The sequence below is a fragment of the Rhodococcus sp. JVH1 genome, assembly GCF_000280725.2.
Lineage (GTDB): Bacteria > Actinomycetota > Actinomycetes > Mycobacteriales > Mycobacteriaceae > Rhodococcus_F > Rhodococcus_F jostii_A.
The window spans coordinates 2261363-2274072 of record NZ_CP166289.1; the positions used below are offsets into that span (position 1 = coordinate 2261363).

General features: G+C 68.7%; 10 protein-coding genes. 3 read left to right on the forward strand and 7 right to left on the reverse strand.

Annotated features, from left to right (window positions below; all coding sequences use genetic code 11):
* Nucleotides 1-2 precede the first annotated feature (2 nt).
* The 5 genes from JVH1_RS10395 to JVH1_RS10415 all read right to left on the reverse strand — a co-directional run bounded on the left by JVH1_RS10395 (nt 3) and on the right by JVH1_RS10415 (nt 5488).
* The gene (locus tag JVH1_RS10395; protein WP_043781167.1) at nt 3-503 is read right to left on the reverse strand and encodes a hypothetical protein; all 501 of its coding nucleotides are present in this window, start codon (nt 501-503) and stop codon (nt 3-5) included.
* A gap of 150 nt (nt 504-653) precedes the next feature.
* On the reverse strand, nt 654-2483 hold the full coding sequence (locus tag JVH1_RS10400) for a phosphoenolpyruvate carboxykinase (GTP) (RefSeq protein WP_009478209.1): 1830 nt from the start codon (nt 2481-2483) through the stop codon (nt 654-656).
* Between the two features lie 273 nt (nt 2484-2756).
* Nucleotides 2757-3068: a DUF6802 family protein gene (locus JVH1_RS10405; protein ID WP_009478208.1), complete on the reverse strand. Its 312-nt coding sequence runs from the start codon at nt 3066-3068 to the stop codon at nt 2757-2759.
* Between the two features lie 105 nt (nt 3069-3173).
* Entirely contained in the window at nt 3174-4622 is a 1449-nt protein-coding gene (locus tag JVH1_RS10410; protein ID WP_009478207.1) for a hypothetical protein, read from the reverse strand.
* The gene (locus JVH1_RS10415; RefSeq protein ID WP_009478206.1) at nt 4619-5488 is read right to left on the reverse strand and encodes a hypothetical protein; all 870 of its coding nucleotides are present in this window, start codon (nt 5486-5488) and stop codon (nt 4619-4621) included. The genes JVH1_RS10410 and JVH1_RS10415 overlap by 4 nt, the downstream gene beginning before the upstream one ends.
* Before the next feature lie 122 nt (nt 5489-5610).
* Here JVH1_RS10415 and trmB point away from each other — a divergent pair, with 122 nt between their 5' ends.
* From trmB to JVH1_RS10430, 3 genes are read left to right on the forward strand one after another with little or no spacing between them, the layout of a single operon-like run.
* Nucleotides 5611-6387: a tRNA (guanosine(46)-N7)-methyltransferase TrmB gene (gene trmB / locus JVH1_RS10420; protein ID WP_011597391.1), complete on the forward strand. Its 777-nt coding sequence runs from the start codon at nt 5611-5613 to the stop codon at nt 6385-6387.
* Entirely contained in the window at nt 6384-7115 is a 732-nt protein-coding gene (locus JVH1_RS10425) for an NYN domain-containing protein (protein WP_009478204.1), read from the forward strand. The genes trmB and JVH1_RS10425 overlap by 4 nt, the downstream gene beginning before the upstream one ends.
* A gap of 10 nt (nt 7116-7125) precedes the next feature.
* Nucleotides 7126-10152, forward strand: coding sequence for an MMPL family transporter (locus JVH1_RS10430; RefSeq protein ID WP_009478203.1), 3027 nt, complete (start codon nt 7126-7128; stop codon nt 10150-10152).
* On the opposite strand, the gene JVH1_RS10435 is transcribed toward JVH1_RS10430, so the two are convergent.
* A complete protein-coding gene (locus tag JVH1_RS10435) occupies nt 10127-11977 on the reverse strand; it encodes a DUF2339 domain-containing protein (RefSeq protein WP_009478202.1) in 1851 nt (616 codons plus the stop codon). The two genes, JVH1_RS10430 and JVH1_RS10435, sit on opposite strands and share 26 nt — an antisense overlap.
* A gap of 66 nt (nt 11978-12043) precedes the next feature.
* Nucleotides 12044-12694 carry a DUF1707 domain-containing protein gene (locus JVH1_RS10440; RefSeq protein WP_009478201.1) on the reverse strand — a complete coding sequence of 217 codons (651 nt, stop codon included), beginning with the start codon at nt 12692-12694 and terminating at the stop codon, nt 12044-12046.
* Nucleotides 12695-12710 lie beyond the last annotated feature (16 nt).

The following is a 12710-nucleotide window of genomic DNA, read 5'->3' on the forward strand; positions in this document are numbered from 1 at the left end:
GCCTAACTGCCGAACTGGACCCCGCCCAGCGGACCGCCGACGAGGACGATCTGCGGCAGCGTGGTCTGGGGGTTGGCGACCGTGGTCAGCGACAGGCATTCGGCGATGACCGCGTATGCGCCGTCCGGAAGTTCCGGTGTGGTGAACGTCTTGACCGCGTTGCCTGCGGCGTTCGCGACGACGCGCTCGATCGGGTTGGTAGCCCATGCGACGAATCCCGGTTCGAGGACGACTGTGGGATCGGCGAGTACGGCGGGCAACTTGGTGGCGTCGAATGCCACGGCACCGCAGGACTGGGCGTCCAGCAGATTCAACACGTTGGGGTTGGTGACGGTGATGTCGAGGGTGTTTCCATCGACCGCGGTCACCACGGTGGGAGGCTGGACTTCCGTCGCTGCGGAAGCGGTCGCCGGCATGGTCACGGCTACGGTAGCGGCGGCTGCGGCAGCGAGTGCGGCACCTCCGGCGAGTCGTTTCATGCCCCTACTGGTCCCTGTCTGCATCTGCAATCCTTTCGTCGGGTGCGAGCTTCGAGAATCGAGGCTTTACAAACCGAATGGTATGCGTTTACTGCAGACTTCTCCCGTGAAACGACGAATGTCACAGTGGTTCAGTCGGACTGAACCACTGTGACATTCGGTCACCGGGGGGGACTAGCTCAGGCGCTGCTTCAGAGCCTCGAACTCGTCACGGATACCGGAGGGAACCTTCTCGCCGAGGAACTCGAACCATTCCTCGATGAGCGGCAGCTCCTGCTTCCACTCGTCGACGTCGACCTTCAGCGCCTCGTCGACGTCGTCGGCGTCCACGTCCAGGCCGCCTAGCTCCAGATCGGCTGCGGTCGGGACGAATCCGATCGGGGTGGACTCGGCGCCGGCCTTGTGCTCGATACGGTCGACGATCCACTTCAGCACGCGGGAGTTCTCGCCGAAACCGGGCCACAGGAAACGGCCGTCGTCGCCGCGACGGAACCAGTTGACGTAGAAGATCTTCGGCAGCTTCTCGGAATCCGCGTGCTTGCCGAGGTTGATCCAGTGGTTCAGGTAGTCGCCGGCGTTGTAGCCGATGAACGGGATCATGGCCATCGGGTCGCGGCGGACGGTGCCCACGGCACCCTCGGCGGCAGCGGTCTGCTCGGACGACAGCGTCGCACCGAGGAACGTGCCGTGCTGCCAGTCGAAGGACTCGCTGACCAGCGGAACCGTGGTCTTACGGCGTCCACCGAACAGGATCGCGGAGATCGGAACACCCTGCGGGTCGTCCCACTCCGGCGCGAGGATCGGGCACTGCGACATCGGGGTGCAGTAGCGCGAGTTGGGGTGCGCGGCCTTCTCCCCCGACTCGGGCGTCCACTCGTTGCCCTTCCAGTCGGTGAGGTGCTGCGGGTCGCCCTCGAGACCCTCCCACCAGACGTCGCCGTCGTCGGTCTGCGCGACGTTCGTGTACAGCGAGTTGCCGGCCTCGAGCGTCTTCATCGCGTTCGGGTTCGACCCGTAGTTCGTGCCCGGCGCGACGCCGAAGAAGCCGTACTCCGGGTTGACGGCGTACAGGCGGCCGTCCTCACCGAAGCGCATCCACGCGATGTCGTCGCCGAGGGTCTCGGCGCGCCATCCGGGGATGGTCGGCTGGATCATCGCGAGGTTGGTCTTGCCGCAGGCGCTCGGGAACGCGGCCGCGATGTAGTACGGCTTGTCCTCCGGGGAGATCAGCTTGAGGATCAGCATGTGCTCGGCCAGCCAGCCCTCGTCGTGGGCCATGGCCGACGCGATGCGCAGCGAGTAGCACTTCTTACCGAGCAGCGCGTTTCCGCCGTAGCCGGACCCATAGCTCCAGATCTCGCGATCCTCGGGGAAGTGGGTGATGTACTTGGTGTCGTTGCACGGCCACGGGACGTCGGCCTGACCCTCTTCGAGAGGTGCGCCGACCGAGTGCAGCGCCTTCACGAACGGCTTGTCGGTGCCGAGCTTCTCCATCGCGGCGGTACCCATGCGCGTCATGATGCGCATCGACACGACGACGTACTCGGAGTCGGTGATCTCGACACCCAGCTTCGGGTCGTCGGCACCGAGGGGACCCATGCAGAACGGCACCACGTACATGGTGCGTCCGCGCATGCTGCCGCGGTAGAGGTCGGTCATGAGCGACCGCATCTCGGTCGGGTCCATCCAGTTGTTGGTGGGCCCGGCGTCGATCTCCTCACGCGAGCAGATGTAGGTGCGGGACTCGACGCGTGCGACGTCCGACGGATCGGAGTTGCCGACGAACGAATTCGGCTTCTTCTCGTCGTTGAGTCGCGTGAACGTACCGGCCTCGACGAGCTGCTCGGTCAGTCGATCCCATTCGGCGTCCGAGCCGTCGGCGAAGACGACGCGGTCGGGCTGAGTGAGTTCGGCAACCTCGCGAACCCAGGCGAGCAGCTCACTGTGCTCCGTGGGGGGCGTGCCGTCAGTTCCGTTCAGACCGGGAATGGTCGCTGAGGTCATCAAACTCTCCTGGGGTGAGCCGGAACCGGACCATCTGCCGTCCGCTGAGAGAACCTCGCAGCGAGTGCCAGACGGTCCGATTTCCCCTCTCGGCGGGGTCCAGCCAGGCCGTCCATGCCACATGGAAGACGCGGGCGCCGGGTGTCCTATCCCTAGAGGTTAACGCCGCGAGTCCCATCTCGGGGAATCGGGTGCGGTTGGAATGGTCACAGAAACGATTCAGTAGAGCTACCAGCGGCCTTTCCCGCGTCTGCAGTGCGGATTCGGAGGTGTTCAGCCGGTACCGAGAGTCCCACCATCGGTCTGCTGCCAGTGCACGACGCCGTCGCCGTCGCGGCGAAACTCCCACGACGCATAGGCACCGTCCTCGTGGATCATCGTCAGATGGTCTGCGTCGCCGTCCGAGTCGAGGTCGGAGGCGATGACGACGGCGTCGCCCGCGTCGAAGGTCTGGGTGTCGAGGACGCCGTCTCCGTCGATGTCGTGGGTCGGATCGGTGAGCGCGACCGCCCCGGAATCGTGACCGAACGTGTCCGGATCGAGGTCCGGCACGTCCGGGACCAGAAAACTCTCAGTCGTCGCCACCGCGGTCTCCCTTCGCATTTCGGACCAGTTTCCCGCACAAATCAAGACATATCAAGATAATTCAACACGATTCCACACGAAAGCGGGCGAACCCCGGTCAGGCATCTATGTATTCAGACGTTCGCTGCGGCGATTCGGTTCCCCCGGCTGCCTGCGGACCTCCTGCAGACCCCGGTCGACGGCCCCGAGGTCGCGTTCGCAGGACGACAGCTGCCCGTTGCGTCTCGCGGCCAGGCGGCGGAGTTCGCCGTCGATCTGCGCGACCCGCTCGTCCACGTCCCGGGCGCACACCCGGCTCTCGGCGAGGATCGCCTCACTCACCTCAGCCTCGGCCGCCAGCAGCCGGCCGAGGACGAACTGCTCCCACTGGGACCGTGCGTGCACCAACGCATCGGTGGCCCACTGCCGCATGTGGGCGCGCTCGGCGACGTGCCCGCGCGCCCGCGTCAGCCACCACGCCGCCACGGCTCCCAGCGCGAGGGTGAGCGGGATGGTCGCGATGTCGAGCGCCGGCACCATCGACAGCGGCGAGACGACCAGCCTCCCCAGACCGAGCCCGGCGGACGCACCGATCAGGATCGTCATCCGGTCCTCGAGTCCGCGGTGTCGCGGTTCGGGCCCGTCCGGCGCAACCGGCTCCGGCAGCGGAACGGCGGCCCCGGAAGCGGACACGGTGACGCCGACCCGCGACCGCAGGTCGTCGAGGCGCGCGGTCACCGCGGCATCGACCGCACCACTTCTCTCGCGCACCATCTCGGCGAGCCGGTCGGGGTAACCCTCGAGCGTCCCGCGGCCGGCGCGGTCGATCTCGGCGCGTGCGGTCGTGCCGGCCGCGCGACACTGGGCGGCCACCTCGTGCATCAACTCGACCTTCGCGAGCTGGACCTGAGCGCGGAGCTGCGCGACCCGTTCGGTGCGCCTGCCGTCCCGCAGCGTCAGCGCGCGAACCCGCTCGGCGCGCAGTTCCGCGCCCGGCTCGGTCTCTCGCACGGACCGGGCGGTGGCCACGATCATGCGCCGGGTCTGCTCGAGCACGGCCTCGGTGGCGGAGCGCGGGTCGGGGCCCTGGGCGCGGGCGGCACGCAGGAGCGCCGCGAGCAGCGCCTCGGCCCCGGAGCCACCCGCCGCCACCGGGTGGATCTCCGCGTCGGCGAATCGCGTCGAGTGCCGGGCGAGCAGGGCCCGGTTGCGTTCGCTCACACCCGCCCAGTTCCGGTGGACATCGGTCTTGGTGAGAGCGAAGACCACGGGACGGGCCGGTCGCGCGACGACGTCGAGGACGGACAGCTCCTCCCGTCCGAGTGGTCCCGCGGCATCGAACACCATCAGGATCACGCGGGCGTCGATCGGGTCCTCCACGAACGCGAGCGCGGACGCGTCGAGTGCGCGGAGCCCGCCGACGAGCGTGGTCTTCCCTGCGTGCCGCGGCCCCGCCACGAAGACACCGCGCTGCGGGGCTTCACCGGACGTCAGGCGGGCGACGCCGTCCGGGTTCCATCGCGTCACCACGTCGACGGTCTCGGCGGGTAGATCCGACAGCTGTTGCGTCGTCACGTTCCGGGGCTGCCGCTCAGCTGCTGCCAGACGCGAACGTAGTGACGCCGGACGTCGACGACCGCCCGGCGGCGGCGGGCCGTCGGCTGCCGGGCGAGTTGCGCGCGCCACCAGTCCGCGCACCGGGCCGCGTCCGCGGCGCTGCGCGGTGGCTCCGGCGCCTCCGCGGCGAAGTCGGCGAGATGAAGCCGGGCCGCGGCGGCGGCGAGCGCGACGGCGTGGTCGCCGGCGAGATACCGCTCCAGCATGTCGCGGGACGCGGGGCTGCGCGCCGCCTGCGACCGCAGCGCGTTCAGCAGGGTCTCGCCGCGGCGCGCCCGGGTGCGTGCGATCCGGTCGGTGACGGCGGCCGACACCGCATCGATTCCGGACTCCGCTGACGTTCCTGCGAGCGTTCCGATGAGGGGCAGAGCCGGGAGGCCGCCTTCGTCCGAGCACTCGGCGGCACGCGCGGTCGCCGTCGCCCAGGCGTCGGCTGCCGCGCGCGACGCGCCCAACGTGTCGGATTTGTTGAGGACGAACAGAGCCTGCGCCGGATCCAGTGTCCGCACGGCGTCCCGGTCGGCGGCGCGCACCGACTCGACGAGGACGTAGACCACGACGTCGCCGTCCAGCGCGGGGTCGGGTGCGCCGGGCACGTCGACGGCGTCCGCTTCCTCCACGACGGCGTCGGCGATCCCGTTCGCGGTCAGTGCCGCGGCGACGGTCGACCTGCCCACACCCGCTCGACCCGCGGTCTGGACCCGGATCGGCGCCCGAAACGCGGCCACGGCGTCGCGCACACGGTCGCCGGAATCCCCGTCCAGTGCCGCCACTCGTTCGGCGAGATCCGCCAGTTCCCTGCCCCCGGCATCAGCAGTGCCCACGACGCAGTCACCCCCCTTCGTCCCGCGCCGATTCTGTCAGACCCACCCCGAATCGGCGTGGGCAACCGTGCAGGCTGGGCACCGGATTATCGAAAAAGTCTCAAGGTGAACTTCAGACCCGTATGCCAGAAACGCCCCTCATGCGTGACAATGGTCCGGTGAACCACGCTGATCAGGATGCACCCGCCGTCCCCGAGGAGGGGCAGACGAAGGACTCGAAGGGGTCCCGTCTACACCCGAGGGTGACAAGTTTCCGCTCGCGCAGGGGCGCTCTGACCGTTGCGCAGCAGGAGTCGTGGGACCGGCAATGGCCCCGGATCGGCGCGGACGTCTCGGACCATCGCCTGGATGCGCCGTCGTGGTTCGGCCGTGACGCTCCTCTCATCCTCGAGATCGGCTCGGGAACGGGCACCGCCACCGCGGCGATGGCGAAGGCCGAACCCCACGTGAATCTCATGGCCGTCGAGGTCTACCGGCCCGGGCTCGCACAGTTGCTTCAACAGATCGAACGGGACGAGATCCCGAACATCCGGGTCCTGCGCGGCGACGCCATGGATGTCCTGGAGAACATGATCGAACCGGAATCGCTCACCGGAGTCCGTGTCTTCTTCCCGGACCCGTGGCCGAAGGCCCGCCATCACAAGCGGCGCCTGCTGCAGTCCCCCACTTTCGCCCTGATCGCGAGTCGGCTGAAGGCCGGCGGTGTGTTGCATGTCGCAACAGATCATGCCGAGTACGCCGAGGCCATCGCCGAGGCGGGCAACGCGGAACCCCTCCTGACCTCCCTCGACTGGGAATCGCCGATGACGCACGAGCGTCCGGTGACGAAGTTCGAGGACAAGGCCCACCAGGTCGGCAGTGCGATCACCGAGTTGATTTGGGGGAAGATCAGGTCATGAGCGTCAGCGAGCAGTACTCCGATATAGCCGGTGCGGCCCCGGCAGGCACCGCGGTGTCGTCAGGATCTCCCGTGGTGGGTGCACGTGACGGACGCCACCAGAAGCGGGTCCTTCTCGTCTGGGACGCACCCAACCTCGACATGGGTCTAGGCGCCATCCTCGGCGGCCGGCCCACGGCGGCCTACCGGCCACGATTCGACGCACTCGGCCGCTGGCTGCTCTCCCGGACCGCGGAACTGTCCGCGTCCGGCACCGACACACTCGAACCCGAGGCGACGGTCTTCACCAACATCGCGGCTGGCAGCGCCGATGTCGTGAGACCGTGGGTCGAAGCCCTGCGTAATGTGGGCTTCGCGGTGTTCGCCAAGCCGAAGATCGATGAGGACAGCGACGTCGATTCCGACATGCTGGACCACATCGCCCTTCGTCACGGCGAGGGGCTGGCCGGTGTCATGGTCGCCTCCGCCGACGGTCAAGCGTTTCGCGAACCGTTGGAGGACATCGCCGCGACCGGCATTCCGGTCCAGATACTCGGGTTCCGCGAGCACGCCAGCTGGGCGGTCGCGTCCGACCTTCTGGACTTCGTCGATCTCGAGGACATCCCCGGCGTGTTCCGGGAGCCACTCCCTCGGGTCAGCCTCGACACACTGCCCGACGAGGGTGCCTGGTTGCAGCCGTTCCGACCGCTTTCCGCCCTGCTCGTCGGGCGGAAGAGTGCTGCCGAGTAGGAGTTGATCAGTGTTCGCGAGCTGGGGAAGCGTCGTCTACCGGGCCCGATTCACCGTCATCGGCATCATGGTTGCCTTGTTGCTCGGTTCGGCCGCGTACGGCCTGGGCCTCGAGAAGCATCTCAGCCAGAGCGGCTGGGACGATCCGGGCTCGGAGTCGGTCGCCGCGGCGAAGCTGGCTGACGGCACCTTCGGTCGCGACACCAACAGCGACGTCGTGGCGCTCTACACGGCGCCCGAGGGCAAGACGATCGAAGACCCCGACTTCCAGGCGAAGGTCGTCGAGAACCTCGAGCGGCTGGCCGCGGAACACCCGGACAAGATCCTCAAGATCAACGGCGGCTACTTCAAGGTCGGCAGCGCACCACAGTTGGCGTCCGCCGCGGACGCCGACAAGCAGCACGCGATCGAGAGCATCGCGATCGTCGGTGACAACGACACCGAGGTCACGGCCAATTTCCGCGACGTCAAGGACGAGTTCTACATCGACGGCGTCGACGTGCAGCTCGCCGGACTCCAGCCCGTGTCGGGTGCGCTCAACGACACGATGGCCAAGGACATCAGGCGAATGGAGATCCTCGCGATCCCGGCCGTCGGCATCCTGCTGTTCTTCGTGTTCGGCGGTGTCGTCGCGGCGGCGCTGCCACTGATCATCGGCGGCCTGACCGTGGTCGGGGCCAACGGCGTCGTCCGGCTGATCACCAACTTCACCGAGGTCAACTCGTTCGTCGCGCCCGTGGTCTCCCTCGTGGGGCTCGGTCTGGCCATCGACTACGGGTTGTTCATCGTCAGCCGGTTCCGAGAAGAAATGGCGGAGGGGTACGACACCCGCTCCGCCGTCCGCCGAACGGTGATGACCTCGGGTCGCACCGTGGTCTTCTCGGCGACGATGATCGTCGCCAGCCTCGGCGGTCTGCTGCTGTTCCCGCAGGGCTTCCTGAAGTCCGTCGCCTACGGCGCCATCGCGACGGTCGGCCTGGCGGCGCTGACGTCGATCACGATCCTGCCCGCGATCCTCGGCATCCTCGGCAAGCGCATCGACGCCCTCAGCCTCGACCGTTTCCGTCAGACCAAGAACACCGAAGAGATCGAGGCGAGCATCTGGGGCCGGCTCACCCGCTGGGTGATGCGTAACCCGCTCAAGGTCACCATCCCGATCGTCGTGGGTCTGCTCCTGCTGATCGTGCCGCTGACGGGCATCAAGTTCGGTGGCATCAACGAGACCTATCTTCCCCCGGACAGCTCGACCCGCGCCGCGCAGGAACAGTTCGACGAGATCTTCCCGAATCTGCGCACCGAACCGGTCAAGCTGGTCGTGTCCGACGCCGACAACAAAGCGCTCGGCCAGATCATCAAGGAGGCCAGTGGCGCGCCGGGGCTGATCGAGCGCTTCACCCCGGAGGGTGCGGCCAAGGACGGTGTGGTCGTCCTCAAGGCCGGTCTCGTCGACCGCAACGAGTCCAAGCCGACCATCGATTATCTGCGCGCCATGGACAATCCGGACGGCGTGCAGGTACTGGTGGGCGGTACCCCGGCGATCGAGCAGGACAGTATCGCCGCGTTGCTCGACCACCTGCCCACGATGGTGATCTCCGTCCTCGTCCTGACGACGCTGCTGATGTTCCTGACGTTCGGCTCGCTGGTGCTGCCGATCAAGGCGGCGTTGATGAGCGCGCTGGGCCTCGGGTCCACGCTCGGCATCCTGACGTGGATCTTCATCGACGGTCACGGTTCGGAGTGGTTGAACTTCACCCCCGGCCCGATCATGTCGCCGGTGCTGGTGCTGATCATCGCGATTGTTTACGGCCTGTCCACCGACTACGAGGTGTTCCTGCTCTCGCGGATGGTCGAGGCGCGGGCGCAGGGGGCGAGTACGACGGAGTCGATCCGCATCGGCACGGCGCACACGGGCCGCATCATCACCGCGGCCGCGCTCATCCTCATCGTCGTCACCGGTGCGTTCGGGTTCTCGGAACTCGTGATGATGAAGTACATCTCCTACGGCATGATCGCCGCGCTGATCATCGACGCGACCCTCATCCGTATGTTCCTCGTCCCCGCCACGATGAAACTCCTCGGCGACGACTGCTGGTGGGCGCCGGCGTGGATGAAGCGAATCCAGGAGAAGACGGGTCTCGGTGAGCCCATCCTCGACAACGAGCTGATGCCCACCGACGTCCCGGAGCTCACCCCGATCGGTGCCGTCCCGCCGCAGCGCAAGCTCGCGGCGCCGCCCGCACCCCGCAAACCGGAACCGCTCACCGAGCCGATCCCGTTGGTCACCGCGCGGGCGCTGGCCGCGAAGATGTCCGAGGACGACGCGAAGGCGCGCCGGGCGCAGAACGAGGCCCGCCGGTCGGCGACCGGCCGTCCCGCTCGGGCACCGGAGGAGATCGAGGACACCCCGACCGCGGAACCGCAGACCACTGTGCTGCCGCAACCTGCTCCGCCGCGCCCCGCACCGCAGTCGCGCCCAGCACCGCAGTCGCGCCCAGCACCGCAGTCGCGCCCAGCACCGCAGTCGCGTCCTGCTCCGCGGCCCCGTCCGGCGGCCCCCGCACCGGGTCCGGCCACCGAGTCGCGTCCGATCGAGAGTTGGCTCGCGGACCTCCGGTCCACGTCGGCCGCCGAACCGCGGCCGATCTCCTCGCCCGCCGAACCGCGACCCAGTGCGTCGGCGCCGTCACTGCCGACCCGCTCGCCGCGCTCGGTGCCCGCACCGTACGAGCAGGAGACCCCCCAGTCGTCTCCTGCCCGCCCGGTGCCGCCGATTCCGTCGAGACGTCGCGCCGCCGAGCCTTCGGAACCCGTGAACGGCGGCCGGCGCAGCAACGGCTCGCCCGCGAACGGCACCCCGCCCAACGGCACCCCGCCCAACGGCGCCCCTGCCAACGGAACGCCTGCCAACGGCTCGCGCCGCCGCAGCGTCGAGGAACCGCCCGTCGATCCGGACGACGCCTCGAGCGGCAGGCACCGCGCGGACGACGGCAACGCCGTCAGCGTCAGCGAGCTCATCGCTCGGCAGAACCGGCGCTGACGGAGCCGTTCGGCGTTCCCCGTCCGGCCTCCCGCTCCGCGAACTCACGCGCGTAGCGGGTGCCGGCGAGGAGCAACAGCAGTCCGACCACGAGGAACGCGAGGACGCGGAACAGGCCGTCGAGGGTGGCCAGGTCGAACAGGAACAGTTTGGCCAGCGCCGCGGCGGTCAGTCCCAGTCCGACCCCGAGTGCCGTGTGCGCGTAGTCGCGGCGGGCCAGTCCGAACACCAGTGCCGCCGTCGCCGCCGCCATCCACGCGATGGTCGCGGCGCAGTGTCCGGCGATGAATCCTGCCGTCGTCCCGGTGAGCGCCGTGCCCGCGGACACCGTCGCAGTGGTGACGGCGTACAGGATCACCAGCCCGGCGAGCACCCACCACGGCTGGGTGGTGTTGTCGCTCAACAGTTTCAGCGTGTGCGCGTACCAGACGAACAGGAACACTGTTCCCGCCAGCACCAGCGAGGACAGCACCGTGGTCACCCCGAGCGAGTCGAGCGCGCTGTCCTCGTCGACGAGGACGAACGGCGGCGCGGTGATCACGAAGGCGAACCCGCCGACGACGGTGAAGACCGCACCGACGGCATACGTGATCCGCGAGTCCGCCTGCCCGCCGAGGGTGAGGAACAGTGCCGCCACCCCGAGCAGGACGAGCGGCGCGAGGTCTTCGCTCGATCCGATGAGGCAGGCCTCGAGCAGAGCGAGGGTACCCGCGCCCGCGAGCGCGATCCGTGCGTGTCGCGGCAACGACCGCGCCGCCGCGAACGCGGCGAACATCGCGGCGGCCAGGACCAACGCGATGAGCGTGGACCCGAGCCGGTCGAAGAGGTGGCCGATCACCAGCGTCGGGACGGCCGTCGTGACGATCATCGCGGTCGCGGTGACGTCACGAGAATTGCTGCGCAACAGGATGATCGACGAGACGAGCCCGAACAGGGCGACCAGAGCGGCGGACGCGAGCAGCCAGAACCTCTCCGGCCGGTCGGACAGTCCGGAACTCGCGATCGCGATCAGCAACGCGATCACCACCGGGCACGTCCGCGCGATCGCCAGGTACAGCCAGTCGCGACCGAGTTGCGCGGGGAAGCTGGCGACCTGGATGACGAACAGGAATCCGATGAGGGTGAGCGTGATGCCGTCGGTGAGGACGGGTGCGAGCACGGCGGCGCCGGTCACCACGAGCAGCGCGAGGGGCTGCGAACCCCACCGCACCGCGAGTGCGACACCGGCTCCCGCGATCCCGAGTGCCACGACCATCGCGAGCACCGGCAGCAACCAGTGGTAGACGACCGCGACGGCCACGACGTCGAGGTAGGCGCCGGCGATACCCGTTGCCGCGAGCGCAATCGCGCCGACCCGGCCGCCGGGCCGCCCGAAGACACGGGCACCGGTGTAGACGAGACCGGCCGAGAACAACCCGCCCGCCACGACGCGCAGTTCCGGACCGAAGAATCCGGCCTGCGCCGCCAGCACGAGCAGCATCACGACACCGATCAGGGTGACGGCGACACCCGCGACGGCCAGCACGCGGCTGATCACCCCGTCGCGCTGCCACCAGGGTTCGCGAGCCACCCGGGGCGGTGGCGGCGGAGCGGGACGGTACGGGACGGCAGGTGCGGGTGGCGGCGGCTGGGCGATCGGGGGTCGGTACATCGGCTGCGGCGCCGGCTGGGGTTGGGGTTGGGGCCTCTGGATGGTTGCGAGCTGAGCCTGCAGGACCGCGAGGTTCTCACCCACGTGACGCATCTGCTGCCCGAGCGCCGAGAAGTCACCGGAAAGCTGCGCGACCAGCCGCGGGTCGATCGAAGGAGTACCAGGTGTGGACATGGATCAATCGTCCTGCGGCGACGGCCCCCACACATGAGTAGGCCTACTCGAGAGGCCTGCGTCGCGCTACCCGAACATTCGGCGAATCGAGGTGCCGAAAGGGTGTTTGGCGGTCACGTTCCCGAACCTGACCTTGCCCCGGACGACGACGTGCAGCGGGCCGATGGGAGGGCCGGTCCGCACCTTGTTGGTCGCGGAACCGCCAACCGTTTCGACGCCGTTGAGGTCGACCGTCGCCTCTTCCGGCACGACCAGCGAGATCGTGCTCGCGTAGTCGTCGATGGTCACGTGCACCACCTGCGTAGCCATGACGGCCCGCGTGAAGTCGAGCGTCACCGTCGACAGCCGGGTGTTCACCTCGAGGGCGGGAGGAACGCTCCACGAGCCGGTGCGGCTGACCGACGACATCCGGCCCCGGATGACGGCGCCCGGCGGCGGCGCGGGCGACCGGTGCGCGACCGGCGGAACCGGCGGCGCCGGGCGAGACACGTAGGGCTGGTCGGGGTACGGCGGCGGCGTGAACTCGGAGATCAGCTGGATTCCCGGCAGATCCACCAGGACGACGTTCAGCTCCGCCCGCGTCTTCGCGGCGAGTGCCGTGTCCATCCGTTCGGTGAACTCACCGAGCGAGAGCATCCCTTGGCCCACCGCCCGCTGCAACAATTCGCCGACGTGTTCGCGCTCCGCATCCGATACGCGTAGGTCCCGTGCCTCCATACCGACCAGGCTAGCG

Coding starts and splice junctions, on each gene's coding strand:
- JVH1_RS10395 (WP_043781167.1), bottom strand. CDS start 503: ATGCAGACAGGGACCAGTAGGGGCATGAAACGACTCGCCGGAGGTGCC.
- JVH1_RS10400 (WP_009478209.1), bottom strand. CDS start 2,483: ATGACCTCAGCGACCATTCCCGGTCTGAACGGAACTGACGGCACGCCC.
- trmB (WP_011597391.1), top strand. CDS start 5,611: ATGCCAGAAACGCCCCTCATGCGTGACAATGGTCCGGTGAACCACGCT.
- JVH1_RS10425 (WP_009478204.1), top strand. CDS start 6,384: ATGAGCGTCAGCGAGCAGTACTCCGATATAGCCGGTGCGGCCCCGGCA.
- JVH1_RS10435 (WP_009478202.1), bottom strand. CDS start 11,977: ATGTCCACACCTGGTACTCCTTCGATCGACCCGCGGCTGGTCGCGCAG.
- JVH1_RS10440 (WP_009478201.1), bottom strand. CDS start 12,694: ATGGAGGCACGGGACCTACGCGTATCGGATGCGGAGCGCGAACACGTC.